The sequence below is a fragment of the Zavarzinia compransoris genome (assembly GCF_003173055.1).
Classification (GTDB): Bacteria; Pseudomonadota; Alphaproteobacteria; order Zavarziniales; family Zavarziniaceae; genus Zavarzinia; species Zavarzinia compransoris.
Map to the genome: position 1 here is coordinate 542681 of NZ_QGLF01000004.1, position 25301 is coordinate 567981.

Annotated in this window: 25 protein-coding genes; 6 read left to right on the plus strand and 19 right to left on the minus strand. The window is 68.2% G+C overall.

Features of this window, described 5'->3' with window-relative positions:
• Position 1: 1 nt before the first annotated feature.
• The 14 genes from cysE to rpsF all read right to left on the minus strand — a co-directional run bounded on the left by cysE (position 2) and on the right by rpsF (position 14043).
• On the minus strand, positions 2-844 hold the full coding sequence (cysE, locus tag DKG75_RS16550; RefSeq protein WP_109922260.1) for a serine O-acetyltransferase: 843 nt from the start codon (positions 842-844) through the stop codon (positions 2-4).
• Positions 845-867: 23 nt separating this feature from the next.
• Positions 868-1590, minus strand: a complete 723-nt coding sequence (locus DKG75_RS16555) for an SDR family NAD(P)-dependent oxidoreductase (protein WP_208112080.1) — start codon at positions 1588-1590, stop codon at positions 868-870.
• 6 nt (positions 1591-1596) lie between these two features.
• Positions 1597-3051 (minus strand): amidophosphoribosyltransferase, encoded by a 1455-nt coding sequence (gene purF, locus DKG75_RS16560; RefSeq protein WP_109922262.1) that lies wholly within the window; start codon positions 3049-3051, stop codon positions 1597-1599.
• A gap of 14 nt (positions 3052-3065) precedes the next feature.
• Positions 3066-3836 carry a CvpA family protein gene (locus DKG75_RS16565; protein ID WP_109922263.1) on the minus strand — a complete coding sequence of 257 codons (771 nt, stop codon included), beginning with the start codon at positions 3834-3836 and terminating at the stop codon, positions 3066-3068.
• Between the two features lie 2 nt (positions 3837-3838).
• Positions 3839-5245 (minus strand): DNA repair protein RadA, encoded by a 1407-nt coding sequence (gene radA, locus DKG75_RS16570; RefSeq protein ID WP_109922264.1) that lies wholly within the window; start codon positions 5243-5245, stop codon positions 3839-3841.
• Positions 5245-6018 (minus strand): ABC transporter ATP-binding protein, encoded by a 774-nt coding sequence (locus DKG75_RS16575; RefSeq protein WP_109922265.1) that lies wholly within the window; start codon positions 6016-6018, stop codon positions 5245-5247. Before DKG75_RS16575 ends, radA begins: the two co-directional genes overlap by 1 nt.
• On the minus strand, positions 6015-6791 hold the full coding sequence (locus tag DKG75_RS16580) for an MlaE family ABC transporter permease (RefSeq protein WP_109922266.1): 777 nt from the start codon (positions 6789-6791) through the stop codon (positions 6015-6017). The genes DKG75_RS16575 and DKG75_RS16580 overlap by 4 nt, the downstream gene beginning before the upstream one ends.
• Positions 6788-7936, minus strand: a complete 1149-nt coding sequence (alr, locus tag DKG75_RS16585; RefSeq protein ID WP_109922267.1) for an alanine racemase — start codon at positions 7934-7936, stop codon at positions 6788-6790. The genes DKG75_RS16580 and alr overlap by 4 nt, the downstream gene beginning before the upstream one ends.
• The gene (locus DKG75_RS16590; protein ID WP_109922268.1) at positions 7920-9434 is read right to left on the minus strand and encodes a replicative DNA helicase; all 1515 of its coding nucleotides are present in this window, start codon (positions 9432-9434) and stop codon (positions 7920-7922) included. Before DKG75_RS16590 ends, alr begins: the two co-directional genes overlap by 17 nt.
• Before the next feature lie 92 nt (positions 9435-9526).
• Entirely contained in the window at positions 9527-11224 is a 1698-nt protein-coding gene (gene ybaL, locus DKG75_RS16595) for a YbaL family putative K(+) efflux transporter (protein WP_109922269.1), read from the minus strand.
• A 56-nt stretch (positions 11225-11280) separates the two neighbouring features.
• Complete coding sequence (locus DKG75_RS16600) at positions 11281-12510, minus strand: SAM-dependent methyltransferase (protein WP_109922270.1); 1230 nt, start codon at positions 12508-12510, stop codon at positions 11281-11283.
• 286 nt (positions 12511-12796) lie between these two features.
• Complete coding sequence (gene rplI, locus DKG75_RS16605) at positions 12797-13351, minus strand: 50S ribosomal protein L9 (RefSeq protein WP_109922271.1); 555 nt, start codon at positions 13349-13351, stop codon at positions 12797-12799.
• Between the two features lie 12 nt (positions 13352-13363).
• Positions 13364-13627, minus strand: a complete 264-nt coding sequence (gene rpsR, locus DKG75_RS16610; RefSeq protein WP_109922272.1) for a 30S ribosomal protein S18 — start codon at positions 13625-13627, stop codon at positions 13364-13366.
• Positions 13624-14043: a 30S ribosomal protein S6 gene (rpsF, locus tag DKG75_RS16615; RefSeq protein WP_109922273.1), complete on the minus strand. Its 420-nt coding sequence runs from the start codon at positions 14041-14043 to the stop codon at positions 13624-13626. Before rpsF ends, rpsR begins: the two co-directional genes overlap by 4 nt.
• A gap of 336 nt (positions 14044-14379) precedes the next feature.
• Between rpsF and fabD the strand changes: the two genes are divergently transcribed.
• The 6 genes from fabD to DKG75_RS16645 all read left to right on the plus strand — a co-directional run bounded on the left by fabD (position 14380) and on the right by DKG75_RS16645 (position 19160).
• Positions 14380-15324, plus strand: coding sequence for an ACP S-malonyltransferase (gene fabD, locus DKG75_RS16620; RefSeq protein WP_109922274.1), 945 nt, complete (start codon positions 14380-14382; stop codon positions 15322-15324).
• An 11-nt stretch (positions 15325-15335) separates the two neighbouring features.
• Positions 15336-16076 carry a 3-oxoacyl-[acyl-carrier-protein] reductase gene (fabG, locus tag DKG75_RS16625; RefSeq protein ID WP_109922275.1) on the plus strand — a complete coding sequence of 247 codons (741 nt, stop codon included), beginning with the start codon at positions 15336-15338 and terminating at the stop codon, positions 16074-16076.
• Between the two features lie 206 nt (positions 16077-16282).
• Positions 16283-16519, plus strand: a complete 237-nt coding sequence (locus DKG75_RS16630; RefSeq protein ID WP_109922276.1) for an acyl carrier protein — start codon at positions 16283-16285, stop codon at positions 16517-16519.
• Between the two features lie 40 nt (positions 16520-16559).
• Positions 16560-17825, plus strand: coding sequence for a beta-ketoacyl-ACP synthase II (gene fabF, locus DKG75_RS16635; RefSeq protein WP_109922277.1), 1266 nt, complete (start codon positions 16560-16562; stop codon positions 17823-17825).
• 23 nt (positions 17826-17848) lie between these two features.
• Entirely contained in the window at positions 17849-18820 is a 972-nt protein-coding gene (gene mltG / locus DKG75_RS16640; protein WP_243746537.1) for an endolytic transglycosylase MltG, read from the plus strand.
• Positions 18821-18830: 10 nt separating this feature from the next.
• Positions 18831-19160, plus strand: coding sequence for a TfoX/Sxy family protein (locus DKG75_RS16645; RefSeq protein ID WP_109922278.1), 330 nt, complete (start codon positions 18831-18833; stop codon positions 19158-19160).
• Between the two features lie 3 nt (positions 19161-19163).
• Here DKG75_RS16645 and DKG75_RS16650 read toward each other — a convergent pair whose 3' ends face one another.
• The 5 genes from DKG75_RS16650 to DKG75_RS16670 form a co-directional block, all read right to left on the minus strand.
• Positions 19164-19715, minus strand: coding sequence for a glutathione peroxidase (locus DKG75_RS16650; protein WP_109922279.1), 552 nt, complete (start codon positions 19713-19715; stop codon positions 19164-19166).
• 36 nt (positions 19716-19751) lie between these two features.
• Positions 19752-21098, minus strand: coding sequence for a methylenetetrahydrofolate--tRNA-(uracil(54)-C(5))-methyltransferase (FADH(2)-oxidizing) TrmFO (gene trmFO, locus DKG75_RS16655; protein ID WP_109922280.1), 1347 nt, complete (start codon positions 21096-21098; stop codon positions 19752-19754).
• A gap of 35 nt (positions 21099-21133) precedes the next feature.
• Positions 21134-22561, minus strand: coding sequence for an amidase (locus DKG75_RS16660; RefSeq protein WP_109922281.1), 1428 nt, complete (start codon positions 22559-22561; stop codon positions 21134-21136).
• A 105-nt stretch (positions 22562-22666) separates the two neighbouring features.
• Positions 22667-24787 (minus strand): TonB-dependent receptor plug domain-containing protein, encoded by a 2121-nt coding sequence (locus tag DKG75_RS16665; RefSeq protein ID WP_109922282.1) that lies wholly within the window; start codon positions 24785-24787, stop codon positions 22667-22669.
• A gap of 59 nt (positions 24788-24846) precedes the next feature.
• Positions 24847-25272, minus strand: coding sequence for a hypothetical protein (locus tag DKG75_RS16670; RefSeq protein WP_133636969.1), 426 nt, complete (start codon positions 25270-25272; stop codon positions 24847-24849).
• Positions 25273-25301 lie beyond the last annotated feature (29 nt).

A 25301-nucleotide genomic window follows, 5' to 3' on the forward strand; every position in this document is an offset into this window, starting at 1 on the left:
GTCACTCTTCCGGCAGGTCGTGGTCCATGCTGAGGGCGGGCGCGCCCTGCTTGCACCAGCCGACCACCTTGGCCGGCACGCCGGCAACGGTGGCATAGGCCGGGACGTCGTGCAGCACCACGCTGCCGGCGCCGACCTTGGCGTTGCGGCCGATCTCGATATTGCCGAGGATGGTGGCCCCGGCGCTGAGCAGCACGCCGTCGCGCACCTTGGGGTGGCGGTCGCCGCCGGTCTTGCCGGTGCCGCCCAGGGTCACCTTCTGCAGGATCGAGACATTGTTGCCGATCGAGGCGGTCTCGCCCACGACGAGGCCGGTGCCATGGTCGAGCATGACCCCGGTGCCGAGCGGCGCGGCCGGGTGGATGTCGACGGCGAAAACCTCGGCCGCGCGGCTCTGGAAGAAGAGGGCGGCGTCGTGGCGCCCGGCCTGCCACAGGTGATGGGCGATCCGGTGCACCTGAAGCGCCTGGAAGCCCTTGAAGAACAGGAAGGGATGGGCGGCGCCCTTGACCGCCGGGTCGCGGTCCAGGATGGCGGCGAGGTCGGTCAGGGTGGCGGCGGTGATGACCGGATCGGCCAGCAGGGTTTCCGCGATCACCTCGGCGACCGTATCGCGCGGGGCCATATCGCCCGAGACCTTGTCCGCCAGCATGGCGCCGAGGGCTGCGGCGAAATCCGGCTTGCCCAGCACCCAGCGCCGGGCGAGGGGGGCGAGCAGGGGTTCGCCCCGGGCGATGCGCCCGGCATGGTCGACCAGCGCCGCCCAGACATCGGCGGGCGCACCCGGCCCCCGGTCCCGCGAAAGGACCGTTACCGGGGTCGGCAGGGTTTGACGCTGGGGCATGGGCCGGCCCTCACCGTGAACGATCAGTTCCGATGATAGCGCACAATCTGGCCGTGGCGGGTTTCTTCCTTGCGCGCCAGATCGACGAAGAGGGGGGCGACATCGGCCGGCCGCGGCAGCAGGTCGCGCTCCTCGCCCGGGAACGCCTTGGCCCGCATGCCGGTATTGACCGGCCCGGGCGAAAGCAGGTTGACCCGGAGGCCGGTGGTCGCGGTTTCCGCGGCATAGGCCTTGACCAGGGCGTTCAGCGCCGCCTTGGAGGTGGCATAGCCGCCCCAATAGGCTTCGCCCTTGTCGGCGGCGCCCGAGGTGACGAAGATCGCGCGCCCGCCGTCGGAGGCCCGCAGCAAGGGATCGAGCGAGCGGATCAGGCGCCAGTTGGCGGTGACGTTGATCGCCATCAGCGCCTCCCAGTCCTTCACCTTCAGGTGGCCGAGCGGCGACAGCGTGCCCAGCACGCCGGCATTGGAAACCAGGATATCGAGCTTGCCCCAGCGTTCGGCGATGGCGCCGCCCAACCGGTCGATGCCGTCGTAATCCTTGAGGTCCAGGGGCACCAGGGTCGAGGGCCGGCCGCCGTGGGCGCGGATGGTGTCGTCCAGTTCCTCGAGCGCGCCGACGGTGCGGGCGATCAGGATCAGGTCGGCGCCGGCCTCGGCATAGGCGCGGGCGACGGCCCAGCCGATGCCGCGCGACGCCCCGGTGATCAGGGCCAGGCGCCCTTCAAGCGGTCGTTCGGTGCTCAAGATCTCTCAGCCTGCAATCTTCACCCGCGAGCGGCGGGACTGGTCCTCGTCGCCGCCCCAATGGTCGGTCAGCGACACCGGATAATCGCCGGTGAAACAGGCGTCGCAGAATTGCGGCGCGGCCGGGTTGCGGCCGGCTTCGCCCATGGCGCGGTAAAGCCCGTCCATCGAGATGAAGGCGAGGCTGTCGGCCTGGATGAACTTGCGCATGCCCTCGATATCGTGGGTCGCGGCCAGCAACTGGCTGCGTTCCGGCGTGTCGACGCCGTAGAAGCAGGAATGGGTGGTCGGCGGGCTGGCGATGCGCATGTGCACCTCGCGGGCGCCGGCGTCGCGCACCATCTGCACGATCTTGAGGGAGGTGGTGCCGCGCACGATCGAATCGTCGACCAGGACCACGCGCCGGCCGGCGATCTGCGGCCGGTTGGCATTGTGCTTCAGCTTGACGCCGAGATTGCGGATCTGCTGGGTCGGCTCGATGAAAGTGCGGCCGACGTAGTGGTTGCGGATGATGCCCAGTTCGAACGGGATCCTGGCTTCGGCGGCATAGCCGATCGAGGCGGGCACGCCCGAATCCGGCACCGGGATGACCACATCCGCGTCGACGCCGCTTTCCCGCGCCAGTTCGGCGCCGATCTGCTTGCGCACGTCATAGACGCTGCGGCCCTCGACCACGCTGTCGGGACGGGCGAAATAGATGTGCTCGAAGATGCAGAAGCGCGGGCGCGGGGACTGGAACGGTTTCAGGCTCTGGATGCCGTCGTCGCTGATGATGACGATCTCGCCCGGTTCGACGTCGCGCACGAAATCGGCGCCGATGATGTCGAGGGCGCAGGTCTCGGAGGCGAAGACCATCGAGCCGTCGTCGAGCTTGCCGAGCACCAGGGGCCGGACCCCCAGGGGATCGCGCATGCCCAGCATCATGCTGCTGGTCAGGGCGACCAGGCTGTAGGCGCCTTCGATCTGGTGCAGGGCGTCGATCAGGCGGTCGATCTCGCTGTTTTTGGTCGAGGTGGCGACCAGGTGCAGGATGGTTTCCGTGTCCGACGTCGACTGGAAGATGCAGCCCTGCTTCACCAGCTTGCGCCGCAGGGTCATGGCATTGGTCAGGTTGCCGTTATGGGCGATGCCGAAGCCGCCGAAGGACAGGTCGGCGAACAGCGGCTGGACATTGCGCAGGATGGTGGCGCCGAAAGTGGCGTAGCGGACATGGCCGATGGCGGCATAGCCCGACAGTTCCGCCATCACCCGGTCGGATTCGAAGGTTTCCGAGACATGGCCCATGGCGCGGTGGGCCTGGAAACGGGCGCCGTCGAAGGCGACGATCCCCGCCGCTTCCTGGCCGCGATGCTGAAGCGCATGCAGGCCGAGGGCGACGTGGCGGGCGGCTTCGGCATGGCCGTAGATGCCGAAAACGCCGCATTCCTCACGAAGATGATCGTCGTCGAAAGGGGTCGTCAACGAACCCTCCTCCTTCAGTTCGAGGTCGTCGCACCCACCTGGTCGATGAGGCGATTGATGTCATTGACCTGATCGGTCGAATAGCTGGTCTCGCGCCTTGTTCCCGGCAGCGCGCCCTGGGGCTTCGGCGGGGCGGCGGGCGGCGGCGGGGCCAGCGTCGGCGCGGCCGGGGCCGGCACGGTGGTCCCGGGCGAGAGCGAGGGGACGACGGCGGGCGCCAGCGTATCGAGGGCGCGGACGCCGTCGCGGAGCGCATCGCCCTGGGCCTGGAGCCGGCCCATGGCTTCCTCGCTGCGCAGGTCCTGTGGCAGCAGGTCGAAGACGATCTCGGCGCCGGCGCGGATGATCGGCAGGGTCTTCGCCTCGCGCATCCAGGCCGGGTCTTCCGGTTCCTGCACGAGGTTGATGACGGCGAGATAGAGCACCGAGACGACGACCAGGGCCCGCGCCACGCCGAAGACGAAGCCGAGCGTGCGGTCGAGGGGGCCGACCGCGCTCTGCTGCACGCGGCTGGCGATGATATGGGTCAGGATCGAATAGACCAGCAGCGAGACGATGAAGGGCGCGCCCACGGCGATCGCCAGCGCCAAGGTCTCGCTCCCCGTCGCCTGCAGGGCATAGGGCCGGATCTGGTCATAGAGGTAGAGCGCGGTGAAGGCCGCGCCGACCCAGGCGGCGATCGACAGGACTTCGCGGGTGAAGCCGCGGAAAAAGGCGAACAGCGCCGAAAGCACGACGAGCGCGATAACCACCCCGTCGACAATGTTGAAGGGCAGATCGGACATGATCAGCGATTCCTCGGAGGGTGGCCACCATCGGTTCCCACCCCATCTCCTACTAGGCGATGGACCATGTCCGCAAGCCGGGAGATCTCCGTAATACCGGCGGACGTCGAACGTTTTGCCCCACCGGCCGGCACTAGCGCCCGATCGAAGCCCAATTTGGCGGCTTCCTTCAGTCTGGCCTCGGTCTGGGTCACCGGCCGGACTTCACCCGTCAGGCCGATCTCGCCGAAGACTACCATGCTTTGCGGCAATGCAATATCGACCATGGCGGATACCAGCGCTGCGGCGACCGCAAGATCGGCGCCCGGCTCGTTGATGCGCAAGCCCCCGGCGACGTTGAGATAGACGTCGCGCGGCCCGAAGGCAATGCCGCAGCGCGCCTCCAGCACCGCCATGACCATGGCGAGGCGGCCGCTGTCCCAGCCGATCACCGCCCGGCGCGGCGTGCCCAGGGCCGACGGGGCGACCAGGGCCTGGATCTCGACCAGCAGGGGGCGGGTACCCTCGATCCCGGCATAGACGACGGTGCCCGAGACATCGTCGCGCCGCTCGCCCAGGAAGACGGCGGAAGGGTTGGGCACCTCGGCCAGGCCGCGGTCGGTCATCTCGAAGACGCCGATCTCGTCGGTCGGGCCGAAGCGGTTCTTCACCGCGCGCAGGATGCGGAACTGGTGGCTGCGCTCGCCCTCGAAATAGAGCACGCTGTCGACCATATGCTCGACCACCCGGGGGCCGGCGATCTGCCCGTCTTTGGTGACATGGCCGACCAGGACCATGGTGACGCCCCGGCGCTTGGCATAGCGCACCAACTCGCCCGCGACCGCGCGGACCTGGGAGACGGTGCCCGGCGCGCTTTCGATATTGTCGGCGAACATGGTCTGGATCGAATCGATGACGACGACATCGACCCGCCCCGCGCCGTCGAGGGCGGAAAGGATATCGGCCAGGCTGGTCTCGGCCAGGAGCTTCACCGGCGCGGCGCCAAGGCCGAGGCGCCCGGCGCGCAGGCGCACCTGATCGACCGCCTCCTCGCCCGAGATATAGGCGCAAGTGCGCCCGGCCAGCGCCAGCGCCGCGACCACCTGGAGCAGGATGGTGGATTTGCCGATGCCCGGATCGCCGCCGACCAGAAGCGCCGAGCCGGGCACCAGCCCGCCGCCGGCGACCCGGTCGAATTCGTCGATCCCTGAGGGCAGGCGCGGCGCCGGCGCCTCGCCGCCGCGGAGATCGGCGAAATCGGCGGCGCGGCCCTTCTTCCGGGATTTGGCGTCCAGGCCGCCGGGCAGGGCGGCGGGGGCCGCTTCCTCGACCATGGAATTCCAGGCGCCGCAGGCTTCGCAGCGCCCGGACCATTTCCGCGCGGCGGTGCCGCAGGCCTGGCAGACCCAGGACTCGCCGGCCCGCGCCATCAGGGCTTCAGGACATCCATGCTGATCGGGCCGTCGGCCCGGCCATGGATGAACTGGTCGACATAGGGGTTGCCGGAATGGTCGATCTCGCTCTTCGGGCCGCACCAGATGATATGGCCCTTGTAGATCATGGCCAGCTTGTCCGCGATCTTGCGGGCGGACGCCATGTCATGGGTGATGGTGAGGGTGGAGGCGCCCAGGTCCTTCACGCATTCGACGATCAGGTCGTTGATGACGTCGGCCATGATCGGGTCGAGGCCGGTGGTCGGCTCGTCGAAGAAGATGATCTCGGGCTCGGTCGCGATGGCGCGGGCCAGCGCCACGCGCTTCTGCATGCCGCCGGAGAGTTCGGAGGGGTAAAGCTCGCCCACATCCGCCTTGAGGCCGACCCGGCCCAGCTTCTCGATCGCGATCTCCTTCGCCGCGGCCTTCTTCATGCCGCGGCCCTGGATCAGGCCGAAGGCGACGTTCTGCCAGACCTTCAGGCTGTCGAACAGGGCGCCGCCCTGGAACAGCATGCCGAATTTGGACAGATAGTCTTCCTTGGCCGAGCCGCGCAGGCCGACGACATTCTGCCCGTCGATCAGGATCTCGCCGCGGTCGGGCCGGATCAGGCCCAGCACGCATTTCAGCATCACGGACTTGCCGGTGCCCGAGCCGCCGATGACGACGAGGGACTCGCCCCGGCCGATCTCAAGGTCGATGCCGTCCAGCACCTTCTTCGGGCCGAAGTGCTTGGCGACACCCCGGAGTTGCAGTTTCGGCGTCGTCATGAGGCGAAGAACAATTCGGTGATGAGGTAATTGGCGGCCAGGATCAGGACCGAGGCGGAGACCACCGCATTGGTGGTGGCGGCCCCCACGCCCTGGGCGCCGCCCCGGCTGTGATAGCCATGGTAGCAGCCCATCAGCGCGAGGAGGAAGCCGAAGGCCCCCGCCTTGACGAGGCCCGAGATGACGTCGATCGGTTCGAGGAAATCGACGGTCGATTTCAGGTAGGAACCGTAATTGAAGCCGAGCTTGGCCGTTCCCACCAGATAGCCGCCCATGACGCCGATGATGTCGGCGATGAGGACCAGGAGGGGCATGGTCAGGGTGGCGGCGATCAGGCGCGGCGCCACCAGATATTTGAACGGGTTGGTCGACAGCGTGGTCAAGGCGTCGATCTGCTCGGTGACGCGCATGGTGCCGAGTTCGGCCGCCATGGCCGCGGAAACCCGCCCCGCCACCATCAGCCCGGTCAGGACCGGGCCGAGTTCGCGGGTGATGCCGATGACGACGATGGTGGCGACCGCACTTTCCGCATTGAAGCGCGACGAGCCGATATAGATCTGCAAGGCCAGCACCATGCCGGTGAAAAGGGCAGTCAGGCCGACCACCGGCAGGGAGAAATAGCCGATCGTGATCATCTGCCGGCCGATCAGGCCGAAATAGAACGGCGGGCGGACGACATGCTGCATGCCGTTGCCGGCAAAGAGCGCGAGGCGCCCGGACGAGGCGAGGAAGGCCAGCGTCGCGCGCCCGACCAGGGCGAAGGGATTGGTCATGCCGCACTCCCCCGGTAATGGCGGGCGAAGCGCCGGCCGAGGCGGGTGAGCAATTCGTAGGACACGGTATCCATGGCGGCGGCCACGCGGTCGATGGTCAGGCGGTCGCCGATCAGGGTGATGGGCATGCCGGGCCGGCTCAGGGCCGGCGGCACGTCGGTCACGTCGATGGTCATCAGGTCCATGGAGATGCGTCCCAGGATCGGAATGTCTTGGCCGGCGACAAGGGCCATGCCCCGGTTGCCGGCCGCGCGGAGATAGCCGTCGGCATAGCCGACCGCCACGGTCGCGACGCGCGTGTGCCGCGTGACCTTGTGGACGGCACCGTAGCCAACGGCCTCGGGCGGGTCAATCTCGCGCACCTGAAGGATGTCGGTCTCCAGCCGCACCACCGGCGTCAGCGGCGCGGTTCGGCCCGGGATCGGGTTGCCGCCGTAAAGCGCGATGCCCGGCCGGACCAGGTCGAAATGATAGTCGGCGCCCCACAGCACCCCGGCCGAATTGGCCAGCGCCCGGCGGAACTTTTGCCCGGTGGTCGGCAGGCGGGCGGTGATGTCCAGGAAACGCTGGCGCTGGCGCGCCGTCATCGGGTTGGCCGGATCGTCGGCGCAGGACAGGTGGCTGATGACGAGGCGAAGCTCGATCCCGTCCAGGCGCTCCGGTTCCGCGATCAGGGTTGCCACTTCCGCATCGGAAAGGCCGGTCCGGCACATGCCGGTGTCGATATGCAGGGCGGCGGGCAGGCGCCGGTCCGCGGCCTTGCCGGCGGCCGACCATGCCGCCATGTCGCCGAGGCTGTTCAGGATCGGCGTGATGCCGGCGGCGGCGAATTCGCCCGCCGTGCCCGGCGGCACCCCGTGCAGGACATAGACCACGGCATCGGGGGCGAGCCGGGGGCGCAGCGACAGGGCTTCGCCCAGGTGGGCGACGAAGAAATGGCGGCAGCCGGCGGCATAGAGCGCAGGCGCGACGCGCGCGGCGCCCAGGCCATAGGCATCGGCCTTGACCGCGGCGCCGGCAAGGGCGGGGGCGGCGGTTTCGGCCAGAAAGCGCCAGTTGGCGGCGATGGCGTCGAGATCGATGGTAAGGCGGGTGGTGGCGCCGATCGGAGCTTCGGAACAGGCAGGCTCAATAGTCGTCGGCATTTGACAGGTATTCCTCACGCGCCAGGTTCTGGAACAGGGTGAGGGACGGGTCGAATCGCAGCTTCACGATGCCGATGGAGCCGTGGCGCTGCTTGCCGATGATCACCTCGGCCAGATTATGCACCTTTTCCATCTCATCTTGCCATGCAGCATGCTCAGGCGTGCCTTCCCGGGGCTCGCGGCGCATCAGGTAGTATTCCTCGCGGAACACGAACATGACGACGTCCGCGTCCTGCTCGATCGTGCCCGATTCGCGCAGGTCGGCGAGCTGCGGGCGCTTGTCCTCGCGGTTCTCGACCTGGCGGGACAGCTGGGACAGGGCGACCACCGGCACGTCCAGTTCCTTGGCCAGCATCTTCAGGCCGCGGGTGATTTCGGAGAGTTCGCCCACCCGGTTGTCGGTGCGCGACTTGCCCGACGGGTTCAGGAGCTGGAGATAGTCGACGATGACGAGGCCGAGGCCGGATTGCCGCTTCAGGCGCCGGCAGCGGGTGCGCAGCGCCGAGATGGTGATGCCCGGCGTATCGTCGATATAGAGCGGCAGGCGCTGCACTTCCTGCGCCGCCTGGACCAGGTGGTGGAACTCGTCCGTGTTCATCTGGCCGCGCCGGATCTTTTCCGAGACGATGCGCGACTGTTCCGACAGCATGCGCATGGCCAATTGCTCGGCCGACATTTCAAGGCTGAAGAAGGCGACGACGGCGCCTTCGGCCGTCTGCATCCGGCCTTGCGCGTCGCGCTCGAAACGGGCGGCGCGGGCGGCGTTGAAGGCGATATTGGTGGCGAGCGCGGTCTTGCCCATGGACGGGCGCCCGGCCAGGATCAGCAGGTCGGAACGGTGCAGCCCGCCCAGCTTCTGGTCGAGGTCGATCAGGCCGGTGGTGACCCCGGTCAGCTTGCCGTCCGACTTGAAGGCGCGTTCGGCGGCCTGGATCGCCGCGGTCAGGCCGTGGGCGAAGGGCATCAGCCCGCCCTCGCGGCTGCCGGATTCGGCCAGGGTGAACAGCTTGCCCTCGGCGGCCTGGATCAGGTCTTCGGCGGTATTGTCGATGTCGGGCTCATAGGCGCCGTTGACGATATCCTCGCCGACCTGGATCAATTCGCGCTTGAGGGCGAGATCGTAGATGGCCCGGCCATAGTCGCCGGCATTGATCACGGTGACCGCATTGGCGGCGAGGCGGGCGAGATAGGACGGGCCGCCGATCTCGGCGATCGCCGGGTCCTGCTCGAAGAAGGGGCGGAGCGTGACCGGGTTGGCGATCTGCTGCTTCTCGATCAGCTTCACCGAATTGGTATAGATCCGCTGGTGCAGCGGTTCGTAGAAATGGTCCGCCAGCAGGAATTCGTTGACCCGGGACACCGCTTCGTTGTTGACCAGGATGGCGCCGAGCAGGGCCTGTTCCGCCTCGAGATTATGGGGCGGCGTGCGGTAATGCGGGCCCGTCCCAGCATCGTTCGAGGCGACGGCCGGGGCGGCGAGGGGGCGAAGCGTGTCCATGGCCGCAGTCTAGCCGGATCGGCCGGCAATTCGAGCGATGATCTATCCACAGGCTGTGAACGTCGGGGGCAGTTTGGGGGGAGGGCGCGGTTTCAGGCCGGCAGGGGCTGAAGCTCCGGCCCCGGCAGGCGGGCCTGGTCGATCATGCCGTTGGCGATCTCGCGCTCGCCGTTCACGACCGCATTGGCCCCTTGCGCGGTCAGGTGCTCGATCTCCGCATCCTCATGGGCGCGGGCGATGATGGTCAGGCCGGGATTGCGGGTCCGCGCCCGCTTGATGATCTGCCCGGCCTCGAAGGATTCGGGAATGGCGACGAAGAGCCAGCGGGCGCCGGCGATATTCGCCGCCTCCAGCACTTCCCCCGTCACGGCATTGCCGTTGAAGGCTTCGATCCCCTGCTGGCGCAGCAATTCCAGCCGGGGCACCCGTTCCTCGATGGCGACGAAGGGAATGCCGGCGGCGGTCAGGGCATCGCCGATCGGGGCGCCGACCCGGCCGTAGCCGACCAGCACCGCATGGTCGGCAAGGCTGGTGGGCACGAGTTCGGCCTCGTCGGGCCGGGCTTCCGCGGGCGGGGCGCCGGCGACGGCGGGGGCGGCCTCGGGCTTCGGCTTGAAGCGGTCGAGCAGGCCGAAGAGCAGGGGGTTGATCATGATCGAAAGGATGGCGCCGGCCAGGATCAGGTCGCGCGCCTGTTCCGACATCAGGCCGAGGCTGAGGCCGAGAGCCGCCAGGATGAAGGAGAATTCGCCGATCTGGGCGAGGCTGGCCGAAATCGTCAGCGCGGTATGGGCCGGCTTGCCGAACAGGCGGACGATGGCGAAGGCGGCGACCGACTTGCCGATGACGATGATGAACACGGTCCCCGCCAGCGAGGCGGGATTGTCCATCAGTTTCCAGGGGTCGAACAGCATGCCGACGGAAACGAAGAACAGCACCGCGAAGGCATCGCGCAGCGGCAGGGTTTCCTGCGTCGCGCGCTGGCTGAGTTCGGATTCGCTGAGGATCATGCCGGCGAAAAAAGCCCCGAGGGCGAAAGAGACGCCGAACAGATGGGCGGCGCCATAGGCAACCCCCAGCGCCACCGCCAGCACGCACAGCCGGAACAATTCGCGCGAGCCCATATGGGCGATGGTGTGCAGGAGCCACGGAATCACCCGCCGCCCGACCACCAGCATCAGGACGATGAAGGCGACGACCTTGCCCAGCGTGATGCCGATGATTTCCAGGACCTGCACGCTGTCGGCCCCCGCATGGTCGCCCTTCAGCAGGCCGGCCAGGGGCGGCAGCAGGACGAGGGTGAGGACCATCACCAGGTCCTCGACGATCAGCCAGCCGACGGCGATGCGCCCCCGCTCGGTCTCGATCAGGCGGCGTTCCTGCATGGCGCGCAGCAGCACGACGGTCGAGGCGCAGGACAGCGCGAGGCCGAAGACGACCGCACTGCCCACCGGCCAGCCGAGCGCCACCCCAAGCCCGAGGCCGAGCACGGTGGCGATGGCGATCTGGGCCACCGCCCCCGGAATCGCGATGGTGCGGACCGACAGCAATTCCTTCAGCGAGAAATGCAGCCCGACGCCGAACATCAGCAGGATGACGCCGATTTCCGCCAGCTGCGCCGCCAGATCCTGGTCGGCGACGAAGCCCGGGGTCGCCGGCCCGACCATCACCCCCGCCAGCAGATAGCCCACCAGCGGCGAGATGCGCAGGCGGTTGGCTAGCGCGCCCAGGATGAAGGCAAGGCCGAGGCCGATGACGATGGTGCTGATCAGCGGGGATCCGTGGGGCATGCCTTTGCCGTCTCTCCTCGTTCTCTCCGGCCCCCGGGCCGGACGCGCCTTGTTCCCTATTGTGCCGCCATCCGGGGGGGCATTTCCACTGGTTGCGGATAGAGATAGTGTCGCGTCACCGGCAGGCTGGCCAGTTCGTGGCCCAGCTGCACCTGGAACACCACCTGTCCCCCGACCCGGAACGAGGCTTCGCAGGCGGCGAGATAAAGCTCCCACATGCGGCAGAAGCGGCGGTCGTAGAGCGCCTCGGCCCGGTCCCGATTGGCAAGGAAGCGGCGGCGCCATTCCTTCAGGGTCTCGGCGTAATGCAGGCGCAGGATCTCGACATCGGCCGCGATCAGGCCCGAGCGCTCGACCGCGGCCATCATCTCCGACAGGGCGGGCGTATAGCCGCCGGGGAAGATGTATTTGGCGATGAAACTATTGGTCGGGCCCGGCGGGCCGGCGCGGCCGATGGTGTGGACCATGGCGACCCCGTCCGGCTTCAGCAGGGTGCGGAGCTTGTTGAAATAGGTGTCGTAGAAGCCGATGCCGACGTGTTCGAACATGCCGACCGAAACGATGCGGTCGAAGGATTGGCCGACATGGCGGTAATCCATCAGTTCGAATTTCACCCGGTCGGCAAGGCCGGCCTGCGCCGCCCGCTGGCGGGCCAGGGCCAGTTGCTCGGTCGACAGGGTGATGCCGGTGACGTCGGCGCCGTAGTCCCGCGCCAATGTCAGGGCAAGGCCGCCCCAGCCGGACCCGATGTCGAGCACGCGCATGCCCGGCTCCAGGCGGAGCTTCCTGGCGATATGGGCTTTCTTCGCGGCCTGGGCCTGTTCGAGGGTCATGTCCGGCCGGGTGAAATAGGCGCAGGAATATTGCCGGTCGGCATCGAGGAAAAGGTCGTAGAGCGCGCCCGAAAGATCGTAGTGATGGGCGACGTTCCGGCGCGACGCCCTGGCCAGGTTCCGCTGCTCGAACGGGCGCAGCCAGCCGCGCAGCGCCGATTTCAGCCGGGCGAGGCCGGACAGGCCGACCAGTTCGAAATTGCGGACGACGACCATGCAGACGTCGTAGACGTCGCCCCGCTCGATGGTGATCCGGCCGTCCATATAGGCTTCGGCAAAGCCGAGGCTGGGGTCGATCGCCGCGCGCAGCAGGACCGACCGGTGGTGAATGCGGATGGCGGGGTGGGAGACGCTGCCGTCCCCGGCGCCATAGGTTCGGCTGGTGCCGTCCGGGCCGATCACGGTCAGGCGGCCGTGGCGGATCACCGTCTTCAACAACGCGTCGAGCATCATCGTACACCCCCTGCACATGTGGAAGGCTGCACAATCGGCCGGCGACCTTTGGCGGGGCGCCGGGGCCCGGGGGGCTTGTTGTCTAAGGCTGCTGCGTTCTCCGGGCCTTTTCTGGAACGAGTTTAAGGAGAGGCGATAACGCCTTGCAATATGCGATGTTGCGTAAGGCCCGGTGCAAAGCGCGCATGGCGGTGCCCTGACCCGGTGGCCCGAGCATAACACGAAAAAGCCCGGCGCAGTCGCCTGCGCCGGGCTGGATCATGGACGGCCGCGCGGGCCGTCCGGATCAGAGTTCGTCGTCTTCGACCGCGGGCAGCAGGTCTTCGTCGTTCACCACGGCTTCCTCTTCGCTTTCGAAGACGGCTTCGCCGGTCGCCGCCTGCTGGGCGGCGTCGGCGGCCGAGCGGGCGATGTTGATGTTGACGGTGACCGCGACTTCCGGATGCAGGATCACGCGGACCGGGGTCACGCCCAGAACCTTGATCGGCTGGCCGAGCTCGACCTGACGGCGGTCGATCGAATAGCCGGCCTCGATGATGGCGGCCGCCACGTCGCGGTTGTTCACCGAGCCGTAGAGCTGGCCGGTGTCGCCCGCCTGGCGGACGACGACGACCAGCAGGCCGTCCATCTTGACGGCCACGGCCTCGGCTTCCTTGCGGAGTTCGAGGTTGCGGGCTTCAAGGTGGACGCGTTCCTTCTCGAAACGGGCCAGGTTTTCCTTGGTCGCGCGCAGGGCCTTCTTCTGGGGCAGCAGGAAGTTGCGGGCATAGCCGTCGCGAACGCGGACGACGTCACCCATCTGGCCCAGCTTTTCGATGCGCTGCAGGAGAACGATTTCCATGACCGCCTCTCCTTACTTCACGATGTAGGGCAGCAGGGCCAGATGGCGGGCGCGCTTGACCGCCTGGGCCAGTTCGCGCTGCTTCTTGGCCGAAACCGCGGTGATGCGGGACGGAACGATCTTGCCGCGCTCGGAAATGAAGCGCTGCAGGAGCTTGACGTCCATATAGTCGATCTTCGGCGCGTTCGGGCCCGAGAAGGGGCACGACTTGCGACGGCGGAAGAACGGACGGCGGGCGGCGCCGCCGGCATTGCCCTGGGTGCTACGCTCGCTCATGCTTCTGCTCCGAATTCGTCGCGGTCGCCATAGCCGTCACGGTCGCGGCGGCGGCCTTCGGTCACTTCGCGGCGGGCGCGCTCCTCGCGGGCGGCCTTCACCTGCATCATGATCGACGGGCTTTCCGGCAGCTCATCCTTGCGCAGCGTCAGGGTGCGGATGATGTCTTCGTTGAGGCGCAGGTTGCGCTCCATTTCCGCGACCGCGGCGTGCGGGGCGTCGATGTGCATCAGCACATAGTGGCCCTTGCGGTTCTTCTGGATGCGGTAGGCGAGGTTGCGGAGACCCCAATACTCGGTCTTCACGATCGAGCCGCCGTTGTCGGCGACGATCTTGGTCAGATCCTCGACCAGGGTTTCGACCTGCGCGCTCGAAACGTCCTGGCGAGCAATCAGAATATGCTCGTACAGTGCCATACGCTGTCTCCTTATGGCTTTTCGCGGCCCGGAGTTGCCGCTGGACCTCCAGGGACAACCGGTCGGACCTAGCCGGCACCATGCCGGCAAGGAGCGTTGGAAGCGCGGCACTATACATATTCGCGAGGCGGCGGCAAGCCTGCCGTGGAGAAAGGAGCGGAATCGAAAAGATTTTCGAAATGCCGCTTTATCCCCCAGTAGACAAACCGCTTTTTCACCGTCGAACGGTGGCAGTTTCGCTGGATCGGGCGGGCGGAATCCGCACAGTTCCTTGACAGCGGGGGCGACGACAGGCAAACACCCCGGCCAGCAGTCAACGGATGACGGATCCACACCATGCGTCGTGCCTTCACTTTCCCTGGCCAGGGGTCGCAAGCCGTCGGCATGGGGCGTGAACTTTACGATGCCTTTGCCGCCGCGCGCCATGTCTTCGAGGAAGTGGACGATGCGCTGGGCGAGAAGCTGTCGGCCCTGATCTTCAACGGCCCGGTCGAAGACCTGACCCTGACCCAGAACACCCAGCCGGCCCTGATGGCGGTCAGCGTTGCCGCGGCCCGGGTGATCGAAGCCGAATCCGGGCGGAAACTGTCGGCGATCGCGGATTTCGTCGCCGGCCATTCGCTCGGCGAATATTCGGCCCTGGCGGCGGCCGGGGCGATCTCCGTCGCCGATGCGGCGCGGGCCCTGCGCATCCGCGGCCAGGCCATGCAGAAGGCGGTGCCGGTCGGCGTCGGCGCCATGGCGGCGCTGCTCGGCGTCGAACTCGACGTCGCCGAGGCGGTCGCCCGCGAAGCCTCCGCCGGGGGCGAGGTGGTCGCCGCCGCCAACGACAACGGCGGCGGCCAGGTGGTGATTTCCGGCAATAAGGCGGCGGTCGAGCGCGCTTCGGCCCTGGCCCTCGAAAGGGGCGCCAAGCGGGCGCTGCCGCTGCCGGTGTCGGCGCCCTTCCATTGCCCCCTGATGCAGCCCGCCGCCGATGCCATGGCGGAGGCGCTGGCGCGGATCGAGATCCTGCCGCCGGTGGTGCCGGTCATCGCCAATGTGACCGCAGCCCCGGTCAGCGACCCGGATACCATCCGCGACCTCCTGGTGAAACAGGTGACCGGCGTGGTGCGCTGGCGCGAATCCGTGCTGCGCCTGAAGGCGGAGGGGGTGGAAACCCTGGTCGAGGTCGGCGCCGGCAAGGTCCTGACCGGCCTCGTGAAGCGGATCGACAAGGAATTGGCCTCGGCGACGGTGAACACGCCCGCCGATGTCGACGCCTTCCTGAAGACTCTTTGAGGGAAAAACCCATGTTCGACCTTACCGGCAAGGGCGCGCTCGTCACCGGGGCCTCGGGCGGAATCGGGGCGGCCATCGCCCGCGCCCTCCATGCCAATGGCGCGACCGTCGCCCTGTCCGGCCGCAAGGTCGAGGCGCTCGAATCGCTGGCGGCCGAACTCGGCGGTACGCGGGTCCACGTCGTGCCCGGCGAACTCGGCGATGCCGCGGCGATCGAGGCCCTGGCCGAAAAGGCCGAGGCCGCGCTCGGCGCCGTCGACATCCTGGTGAACAATGCCGGGCTCACCCGCGACATGCTGATGCTGCGCCTCTCCGACGAGATGTGGGACGAGGTGATCGCGGTCAATCTCACCGGCACCTTCCGCCTCACCCGCGCGGTTTCCAAGGGCATGATGCGCCGGCGCTATGGCCGCATCATCTCGATCACCTCGGTGGTCGGCGCCATGGGCAATGCCGGCCAGGCCAATTACGCGGCGTCCAAGGCGGGCGTCGTCGGCATGACCAAGTCGCTGGCGCAGGAAATCGCCTCGCGCAACGTGACGGTCAATTGCGTGGCGCCCGGTTTCATCGCGACCGCGATGACCGACGTGCTGAACGAGAAGATCAAGGACGCGACGCTCGCCAAGATTCCGGCCGGCCGATTCGGCAAGGCGGAAGACGTGGCGGCGGCCGTGACCTTCCTCGCTTCGGGCGAGGCGGGCTATGTCACCGGCCAGACCCTGCACGTGAATGGCGGGATGGCTATGATTTAACGTCGAAAGGCGCGGTTTTCCGCCCGGTTCCGGTGCTGGCGTTGGTCCTTCGATTATGTTACGAAGCCAGCCATCGGTTGCCGAACGGGGCCCGCCGGTCGCGGTATGCACCGCTTCCGCCGCGGCTGGTGGCATCGTGAAGCCGGCTGCTTCGGGGCATCAACAGTCTGGCGTTAAGGCGCCGTGTTTAGAGCAGGGGATATGGAATGAGCGACATTGCCGAGCGCGTGAAGAAGATCGTGGTCGAACACCTCGGCGTCGATGAGGAAAAGGTGGTCGAGACCGCCTCCTTCATCGACGATCTGGGCGCCGACTCCCTCGACCAGGTCGAGCTGGTCATGGCCTTCGAAGAAGAATTCGGCGTCGAGATCCCGGATTCGGCCGCGGAGAAGATCCTGACGGTCAAAGACGCCATCGACTTCATCAAGGAGAACGTCGCCTGATCCGGGCGACGTATCCGGCCCCATTGCGCGCACCCCAGCCATGAGGCGCGTCGTCATCACCGGCCTCGGCCTGGTCACCCCGCTCGCCAGCGGGGTCGAGGAGACGTGGACGCGTCTTCTCGACGGCCAGTCAGGCATCCGGACCATCACCTCCTTCGATACCTCCGATCTCGGCACCAAATACGCGGCCAATGTGCCGCGCGGCGACGGGACCGGCGGCAGCTTCAATCCGGACGACTGGATGGAGCCGAAGGAACAGCGCAAGGTCGATGATTTCATCGTCTATGCGATCGCCGCCGCCACCCAGGCCGTGCGCGACGCCGGCTGGGAAGCCCCCTCGGCCGAGGAGGCGCTGCGTACCGGCGTCCTGATCGGCTCCGGCATCGGCGGCCTCAACGGCATCGCGGAAGCCGCCCTTCTCCTCAAGGAAAAGGGTCCGCGCCGGATCAGCCCGTTCTTCATCCCGGGGCGGCTGATCAACCTCGCCTCCGGCCATGTTTCCATCAAATACGGCTACAAGGGCCCGAACCATGCGGTGGTTACCGCCTGTTCGACCGGCGCCCATGCCATCGGTGACGCCGCGCGCCTGATCGCGCTCGACGATGCCGACGTGATGGTGGCGGGCGGGACCGAGGGCGCGCTGTGCCGTCTCGGCATTGCCGGCTTCGCGGCCGCCCGGGCGCTGTCCTCCGGCTTCAACGACGATCCGACCAAGGCCTCCCGGCCCTGGGACCGCGACCGTGACGGTTTCGTCATGGGCGAGGGCGCGGGCGTCGTCATCCTCGAGGAATACGAGCACGCCAAGGCGCGCGGCGCGAAGATCTATGCCGAAGTGAAGGGCTATGGCCTGTCGGGCGATGCCTATCACATCACCTCGCCGGCGGAAGACGGCGACGGCGGCTTCCGCGCCATGCAGGCGGCCCTGAAGCGGGCCGGGCTTACGCCCTCCGACATCGATTACGTCAATGCTCACGGCACCTCGACGCCGATGGGCGACGAAATCGAATTCGGCGCGGTCAAGCGCCTGTTCGGCAATGCCGGGGCATCGGTCTCCATGTCGTCGACCAAGTCGTCCATCGGCCACCTGCTCGGCGCTGCCGGCTCGGTCGAGGCGATCTTCTGCGCCCTGGCGATCCGCGATCAGGTGGCACCGCCCACCCTGAACCTGGACAATCCCTCGGACAGCGTGACCGGTATCGATCTGGTTCCCCACAAGGCGAAGCCGCGTGAAATCCGCGCGGTCCTGTCGAATTCCTTCGGGTTCGGCGGCACCAACGCCTCGCTGGTCCTGACCCAGGCCGACTGAGGACAAGGGGCGCGGGCAGTCCGATGCTGCGCGCGCTCCTTCTCGGCCTCTTCACGCTCGTCTTCCTGGCCGGCGCCGGGGTCCTCTACGTCTATTACGAAATCCAGCGGGCCGGGCCCGCGCTCGAACCCGTCACCGTCGTCATCGAGCGGGGCACGGGGATCGAGGGCATGGGCGCCGCCTTCGAGCAGGCGGGCGCCGTCCGCTCGGGCTATTGGCTGGTCGCGGCCGGCCTTGCCCCCGGCGACACCCGCCCGCTCCAGGCCGGCGAATACGAAGTGCCGCCGGGCGCCAGCGCCCTGGCCATCGTCCGCCTGCTGCGCGACGGCAAGGTGGTGGTCCATCGCCTGACCGTGCCGGAAGGCCTGGCCGTGCCCGAGATCATGAAGCTGGTCGGCGATACCGCGGCCCTGTCCGGCAGCCTGCCGCCTATGCCGCCGGAGGGCAGCCTGCTGCCCGAAACCTATAATTTCACCCGGGGCGAGAACCGTTCCGCCATGGTCGACCGCATGCGCCGGGCGATGACCGAGGCGCTGGACGACGCCTGGGCCGCGCGGGCCGACGACCTGCCCTTTTCGAGCAAGGAGGAGGCGCTGGTGCTTGCCTCGATCATCGAGAAGGAAACCGCGCGCGACAGCGAGCGGCGGCGCATCGCCGGGGTCTTCGTCAACAGGCTGCGCAAGGGCATGCGCCTGCAATCGGATCCGACCGTGATCTACGGCATCATGAAGGGGCAGGGGCCGCTGGGCAGGGCGATCACCCGCAGCGACCTGGACACGCCGACCGATTACAATACCTATACGATCCCGGGCCTGCCGCCCGGGCCGATCGCCAGCCCCGGCCGGGACTCGATCCGCGCCGCGGTCAACCCGCTGAAGCACAAGGATTTGTATTTCGTCGCCGACGGCACCGGAGGCCATGCCTTCGCCGAGACGCTGGACCAGCACAACGCCAATGTCCGGCGCTGGCGGGCACTGCGCGAAAAGGCGAATTGAGGAGGCGGCCATGGCGCGCGACCGCGGTCTGGAGGAATTGGTCTGGGATCATCTGGGCGACCGGCCGGGCCTGTCGGCCAAGCCGATGTTCGGCGGTCTCGCCTGGATGCTGCACGGGCATCTGCTGTGCGGCGCGCGCGAGGACATGATGATGGTCCGCCTCGGCAAGGGCAATGATGCCTGGGCCCTGGCGCTCGACGATGTCGAAACGCTGGCGGCGGGGGCGCGCAAGATGCCGGGCTGGGTCGCCGCCGGGCCCGACACCTATGGCGACGACGATCTGCGCGCCCGCCTGCTCGATGCGGCCCTGGCCTTCGTCCTGGCCCTGCCGCCGAAATAGGCGTTACGCCGCCTTGGCCAGGGCCGCGTCGATGGCGGCGGTCAGGCGCGGGTCGTCGGCGGCGATATCGGGGGCGAAGCGGCCCGCCACCTTGCCGTCGCGGCCGATCAGGAATTTCTCGAAATTCCACAGCACGGCGGGCGGGGCGTCGCGCTCGATGCCGAAGCCCTTCAGGCGCTCGCGGAACGGGCCGTCGCCGGTCGCCGCCGGCTGGGCGGCGGTCAGGAAGCCGTAAAGCGGGTGCTGGTCGTCGCCAAGGACCGAGATCTTGGAGAACAGGGGAAAATGGACGTCGAAGCTGGTGCTGCAGAAATCCTGAATTTCCGCATCGGTGCCCGGTTCCTGCCCGAGGAAATTATTGGCCGGGAAGCCCAGGATTTCGAGCCCTGCGTCCTTCTTCGCCTGATAAAGCGCTTCGAGCCCCGCATATTGCGGCGTCAGCCCGCATTTCGAGGCGACATTGACGATCAGCAGCACCTTGCCCGCGAAGGGGGCGAGGGTGCCCTCGGCACCGTCGATCCGGGTCACGGGAATGTCGAAAAGGCCGTTTGACATGGAGGTTCCTCCCTTGAAGATTCAGGCGGCTTCGATTCAGGCGGCTTCGACCCGGCCGAGCCAGCGGTCGAGATCGGCGAGCGCCCGGGCCGACTGGGCGGCCTTGCGGTCGCCTTTGCGGGTCCTTGTGTCCGGCGGCGGGAACAGGCCGAAATTCACATTCATCGGCTGGAACGATTTCGCGTCCGCGCCGCCGGTGACATGGTTGAGCAGGGCGCCCAGCGCCGTGGTCGGCGGCGGCGGCGACAGGACTTCGGCCAGCGCGTCCGCGGCGGCGAAACGCCCGGCGATCAGGCCCATGGCCGCGCTCTCGACGTAACCTTCGACGCCCGTGACCTGGCCGGCGAAGCGCAGGGCCGGCCGCGCCTTCAGGCGCAGGGTGGCGTCGAGCAGGCGGGGGCTGTTGATGAAGGTGTTGCGGTGCAGCCCGCCGAGCCGGGCGAAGGCGGCATTCTCCAGCCCCGGGATGGTGCGGAAGACACGGGTCTGTTCGCCGTGCTTCAGCTTGGTCTGGAAGCCGACCATGTTGTAGAGCGTGCCCAGCGCATTGTCCTGGCGCAGCTGGACCACGGCGAAGGGCCGCCTGGCGGTATGGGGATCGGTCAGGCCGACCGGCTTCATCGGGCCGAAGGCGAGCGTATCGGGCCCGCGTTCCGCCATCACCTCGATCGGCAGGCAGCCCTCGAAATAGGGCGTGTTCTTTTCCCATTCCTTGAAATCGGTCTTCTCGCCCGCGAGCAGCGCCTCGATGAAGGCGTAATATTGCTCGCGGTCCAGGGCGCAGTTGATGTAATCGGCGCCATCGCCCTTGTCGTAGCGCGACTGGAACCAGGCGCGGGACATGTCGATACTGTCCTTGTGCACGATGGGGGCGATCGCGTCGAAGAAGGACAGGCTATCCTCGCCGGTGAAGGCGCGGATCGCCTCGGCCAGCGGCGGCGAGGTCAGGGGACCGGTGGCGATCACCACATTCGCCCAATCGGCGGGCGGCAGGTCCGGCACTTCCTCGCGGACGATGGCGACCAGCGGCTCGGCGGTCAGCGCGGCCTCGACGGCGGCGGAAAAGCCGTGGCGGTCGACCGCCAGGGCGCCGCCCGCCGGCACCCGGTGGGCATCGGCCGCGCGCATGATCAGGCTGCCGGCCCGGCGCATCTCCTCGTGCAGCAGGCCGACCGCATTGGAAACCGGATCGTCCGAGCGGAAGGAATTGGAGCAGACGAGTTCGGCCAGCCCGTCGGTCGAATGGGCGTCGGTCGCCCGCACCGGGCGCATCTCGTGCAGGACGACGGGCACGCCCCGGCGGCTGATCTGCCACGCGGCCTCGGAACCGGCAAGGCCGCCGCCGACGACGTGAACGGGAGCAAGGGAAGGGGTATCGGTCATGATGCCCTTCCCTATACCGGTTGCGGCGGGCGCCGTCAGCCCCAGATCGGCGGCTTGCGCCCGGCCCAGGGCAGGGCGCGTTCGAGATCGGCGCCGAGGGCGATCAGCGTATCCTCGTCGCCGAAGCGGCCGACGATCTGCACCCCGACCGGCAAGCCGTCCGCGCTCTGGTGCAGGGGCAGGCTGATGGCGGGCTGGCCGGTGAAATTGAACACCGGGGTGTTCACATATTCCGCGGCCTTGTGCAACGTGCCCTCGAAATCCGGCGAGGTGACGTCGAAAAAGCCGATCTCGACCGGCGGACGGGTGAGGGTGGTGGTGACCAGCACGTCGATGCCTTCAAAGAACTGGGCGATGAAGCGGCTGATCCGCTGCAGCGTCACCTGGGCGATGACATATTCGGCCGCCGTGGTCCGGCTGGCCTTCTCGACCAGGGCCCAGGTCATCGGCTCCAGCGTGTCGGGGCCGGCGATGCCGCCGCCCTGCATCGGCGCGACCTGGGCGAGCGCCGCCATGCCGGCGGTCCACAGCGTCATGAACGCCTGGGAGACCAGTTCGGCCGGTGCCGCCGGCACGCCGTCCTCGACATGATGGCCCAGGGCTTCCAGGGCCTTGCCGGTCTTCTGCACCGCTTCGAGGCATTCGGGGTGCAAGGGGTTGCCAAGGAAATCCGTGGTCCCGAGCGCAACGCGCAGGGGCCGCTTCACGCCTTCCAGGGCCTGGGCGAAGGGCCGCTTCGGCGGCGGCGCCCAATAGGGATCGCCGATGTCGGGCCCGGCCAGGGCGTCCAGGGCGACGGCGGTATCGCGCACGGTCCGGCTGACCACATGGTCGCAGACGAGGCCGCCCAGCGCATCGCCGAGATCGGGGCCGAGGGGGGTGCGCGCCCGCGTCGGCTTCAAGCCGACCAGGCCGCAGGCGGAGGCGGGAATGCGGATGGAACCGCCGCCGTCATTGGCGTGGCCGACGGGCACGCAGCCCGCCGCGACCATGGCCGCAGAACCGCCGGACGAGCCCCCGGTCGAATGGGCCGTGTTCCAGGGGTTGCGCGCCGGGCCGTAGTAAAGCGACTCGGTGGTCGGCAGGATGCCGAATTCCGGCGCATTGGTCTTGGCCAGGATATTGAAGCCCGCCGCCTTGAAGCGGGTGGTCAATTCGCTGTCGTGGTCGTCCATGGCGCCGTCGAACAGGCGCGACGCCTGGCGGGTGGACAGGCCGACGCAAAGCGCGTTGATGTCCTTCAAAAGCAGGGGAACGCCGGCGAAGGGCCCGGCGGGCAGGCCGGCGGCGGCGGCCTTGCGGGCCATGTCGTAGGCTTTCTGCACCACGCCGTTCAGGGCCGGGTTGTGCTTCTCGATCAGGCCGATGGCGATCTCGGCCAGTTCGAGCGCCGTCACCTCGCCCCGGGCCACCAGCCTGCCCAGGCCGACACCGTCCTCGGCCAGATATTCGGAAACCTGCATGATCCTCCCCTTCGCCTTGTTTGTGAGGGAGCTTCATGTTGCCGGTCCCCGAAGTCAAGCCGCGGAAAGGCCGCCCCGGACGCAGGGCAGGGCGGCCTGCCCCGGTCAGAAGGCGACGGTCAGCCCGATGTTGAACGAGCGGCCTTCGCCTTCCACGGCCTTCAGATTCTGATTGTTGCCCCATTCGACGAGGTCGACGCCGCCCAGCGGATCATACCAGCGCTGGTCCAGCAGGTTGTCGATCCCGGCATCGATGCGGAGCCCGTCCCATTGGTAGGCGGTGCGCAGGTTGACCAGGGCATAGCCCGGGGTTTCCAGCTCGCGCCGGGTGCCGCTGACATCGGATTTGCGGGCCGAGGCGATGAGTTCCAGGGCATTCGACCACTCGCCCAGGCGGTGATCCAGGGTGATCCTGCCGTGCAGCGGGGCCAGGCGATAGAGATCGTCGCCGGTGTCGCGGTTCTCGCCCTTGACGAAGCCGGCCCCGAGGCCGAGGTCGAGATCGCCGAATGCGCCGCCCCGGACGAGGGCCGCGGCCACCGAAACATCGGCGCCGTAAAGCAGGGCGTCATGGTTGGCGAAGCGCAGCTTGGCGAAGGGGCTGGCCATGGCAAAGCTGCCCGCCGGATCGGCGTCGATGAAATCCTCGACATAGGAGAGATAGGGCGTGACCTTCACCCGCCAGGCGCCATCGGCGGCGTGCCAGTCGCCGCTGAGGCCCAGGGTATGGGCAACCTCGGGCTCGAGGTCCGGATTGCCGACATAGCCGTTGCCGTCGCCGAACCAGTTGATCATGCTCATGGCCATGTCGCCCCGGCCCCAGCTATAGCGCTCGTAAAGGCTGGGCGAGCGGGTCTTGCGGGCATAGCCGAAGCTGTAGGCGGCGGTTTCCGACGGCTCGAAGCGGAGGAGGGCGGTCGCATCGACATTCACGTCGCTGCGCCCCCGGTCGAGGGCATTGAAGGCATTGGCGGCGGCGACATCGGCCGCCTGCATCATGCCGCTGCCATAGGGACGGACGTCGCCCGTGTCCATCAGCACGAGATCGCCGCGCAGGCCGAGCAGGGTGCTCCACCGGCTGTTCCACTGCGCTTCCCATTCGGCGAAGGCGCCGATCCTGGTGCGGGTGCCGTCGTCGATATTCTCGAAAGTGCCGGGCCCCATCATCATCGAGCCCGCGACCGGCGGCCACCAGTCGTCCATGGCCAGGCTGTGCAATTCGGTGCCGAAGCGCAGGGTATCGGCATCGCTCAAGGGGACTTCGGCCGTCACGCTGTAACCGAGATCGGTGGTCCGCGTGTTCATGGGCATGGCGCCGCCCTTGTCCGCCAGCATGTCCATCTCGTGCTCGACATGCTGCCAATAGGCGCGGAGGTCCAGCCTGCCCCAGGCGAATTCGCCCTGGTAGCGGCCGTTCAGATATTGGCTCTGGTTGTCGGTGAGATCCATGTACTGGTTGGGAAAGGCTTCATAAGGCGAATAGCGAAGGCCCCCGCGCAGGGTCAGGCGGTCGCCGCCCCGGCGGATGCCGAGGGTGAGGTTGTGGTCGTAAGCCTCGCCCTCGGTGGCGCGGACGGTGCGGCCGGGGCCGCCGCCGTCGTAGTCGCCGGTGCGCGACCACGACCCGGCATAGGTGAGGCTGAGGTCGTCCTTCGCCGCCGTCGCCGTGCCGAAGACCGACAGGGCATCGCCGTTGGAGCGGTAGAAGGTGGAGACCCGGCCCGTCACCAGTTCACCGCCCGGGTCGGCGAAGGCCGGGGCTTCCGGCTCGACCACGATGGTGCCGCCGATACTGTCGCCGCCCAGGCTGACCGGCGTGATGCCGGCGATCGCCTCGATCCGGGCGACGCGGCCGGGCGCCATATAGACCAGCGGCGGGTTCATGTGGTTCGGGCAGGCGGCGGTCACGGTCATGCCGTCGACCAGCAGGCGCACCCGGTCGTCGGCGAAGCCGTTCAGCGCCGGCAGGCTGGAAAAGGCACCGCCGGCCGCCAGCGTCACCCCCGGCAAGCCGGACAGGAGGGCGGCGGTATCGCCGGTATTCGCCGCCTTGCTGGCCAGCGGCTGGCCGGAAAGCACGGCGCCGCCATCGTCGGGCGTGCCTTCGACGACGACGGTGGGCAGGGTTTCGGCGCCGTCGGCCCGGGCCGGGGCGGCGAAGAGGGCGGGGGCAACGGCAGTCATCAGCGCAACCGCCGAGGTTGCGCGGCGCAGGGAAAGGGTCATCTGTCGATCCAGTCTGAAAAGGGCAGGCGCGGTGCCAAGGGGGCGCCGGGTGCGGGGCTTCAGACGGCGGCGGGCGGACCCCGGGCCTGGACCGGCGCGTCGCGGGCGATCCGCAGGCCCGCGGGCGGCGGCGGCGCGAAAGCGGCGGCGACGGCGAGGCTGGCCGCGGCGGCGGCACCCGCGGCAGGCGTGACATAATGGCCGTTCAGGTCGATGCTGATGCAGATCTGGCAGCCATGGTCCGGAGTCGCGGGCTTGCCGCGCTGGTCCGCTTCCGCGCCGTCGGCTATGCACAGGTCGGCAAGCGCGGTGACCAGGCTGCCCAGAGTCGTGATCGGGCCGGGGGTCGTGATCGGGCCGGGACGTTCGCCCCGCATCGGCATGGGCGACAGGGGGGCGACCAGCTGGAGCAGCAGGGCAAGGCAGGCCAGCAGCGCCGCATGGCGGTGCCGGCGATGGCTTCCCCTCTCTTCCACAGTCGGCACGCGGCAATCCCCGGTGGGTCTTCGGGGCC

Bases quoted from the DNA above. Each gene is read 5' to 3' on its own strand.
- trmFO (WP_109922280.1), bottom strand. From the start codon at position 21,098: ATGACCGATACCCCTTCCCTTGCTCCCGTTCACGTCGTCGGCGGCGGC.
- DKG75_RS16630 (WP_109922276.1), top strand. From the start codon at position 16,283: ATGAGCGACATTGCCGAGCGCGTGAAGAAGATCGTGGTCGAACACCTC.
- DKG75_RS16660 (WP_109922281.1), bottom strand. From the start codon at position 22,561: ATGCAGGTTTCCGAATATCTGGCCGAGGACGGTGTCGGCCTGGGCAGG.
- DKG75_RS16600 (WP_109922270.1), bottom strand. From the start codon at position 12,510: ATGATGCTCGACGCGTTGTTGAAGACGGTGATCCGCCACGGCCGCCTG.
- fabF (WP_109922277.1), top strand. From the start codon at position 16,560: ATGAGGCGCGTCGTCATCACCGGCCTCGGCCTGGTCACCCCGCTCGCC.
- DKG75_RS16590 (WP_109922268.1), bottom strand. From the start codon at position 9,434: ATGGACACGCTTCGCCCCCTCGCCGCCCCGGCCGTCGCCTCGAACGAT.
- alr (WP_109922267.1), bottom strand. From the start codon at position 7,936: ATGCCGACGACTATTGAGCCTGCCTGTTCCGAAGCTCCGATCGGCGCC.
- DKG75_RS16565 (WP_109922263.1), bottom strand. From the start codon at position 3,836: ATGTCCGATCTGCCCTTCAACATTGTCGACGGGGTGGTTATCGCGCTC.
- DKG75_RS16580 (WP_109922266.1), bottom strand. From the start codon at position 6,791: ATGACCAATCCCTTCGCCCTGGTCGGGCGCGCGACGCTGGCCTTCCTC.
- fabD (WP_109922274.1), top strand. From the start codon at position 14,380: ATGCGTCGTGCCTTCACTTTCCCTGGCCAGGGGTCGCAAGCCGTCGGC.
- rpsR (WP_109922272.1), bottom strand. From the start codon at position 13,627: ATGAGCGAGCGTAGCACCCAGGGCAATGCCGGCGGCGCCGCCCGCCGT.
- DKG75_RS16645 (WP_109922278.1), top strand. From the start codon at position 18,831: ATGGCGCGCGACCGCGGTCTGGAGGAATTGGTCTGGGATCATCTGGGC.
- DKG75_RS16650 (WP_109922279.1), bottom strand. From the start codon at position 19,715: ATGTCAAACGGCCTTTTCGACATTCCCGTGACCCGGATCGACGGTGCC.
- radA (WP_109922264.1), bottom strand. From the start codon at position 5,245: ATGGCGCGGGCCGGCGAGTCCTGGGTCTGCCAGGCCTGCGGCACCGCC.
- ybaL (WP_109922269.1), bottom strand. From the start codon at position 11,224: ATGCCCCACGGATCCCCGCTGATCAGCACCATCGTCATCGGCCTCGGC.
- rpsF (WP_109922273.1), bottom strand. From the start codon at position 14,043: ATGGCACTGTACGAGCATATTCTGATTGCTCGCCAGGACGTTTCGAGC.
- DKG75_RS16665 (WP_109922282.1), bottom strand. From the start codon at position 24,787: ATGACCCTTTCCCTGCGCCGCGCAACCTCGGCGGTTGCGCTGATGACT.
- rplI (WP_109922271.1), bottom strand. From the start codon at position 13,351: ATGGAAATCGTTCTCCTGCAGCGCATCGAAAAGCTGGGCCAGATGGGT.
- fabG (WP_109922275.1), top strand. From the start codon at position 15,336: ATGTTCGACCTTACCGGCAAGGGCGCGCTCGTCACCGGGGCCTCGGGC.
- mltG (WP_243746537.1), top strand. From the start codon at position 17,849: ATGCTGCGCGCGCTCCTTCTCGGCCTCTTCACGCTCGTCTTCCTGGCC.
- cysE (WP_109922260.1), bottom strand. From the start codon at position 844: ATGCCCCAGCGTCAAACCCTGCCGACCCCGGTAACGGTCCTTTCGCGG.
- DKG75_RS16575 (WP_109922265.1), bottom strand. From the start codon at position 6,018: ATGACGACGCCGAAACTGCAACTCCGGGGTGTCGCCAAGCACTTCGGC.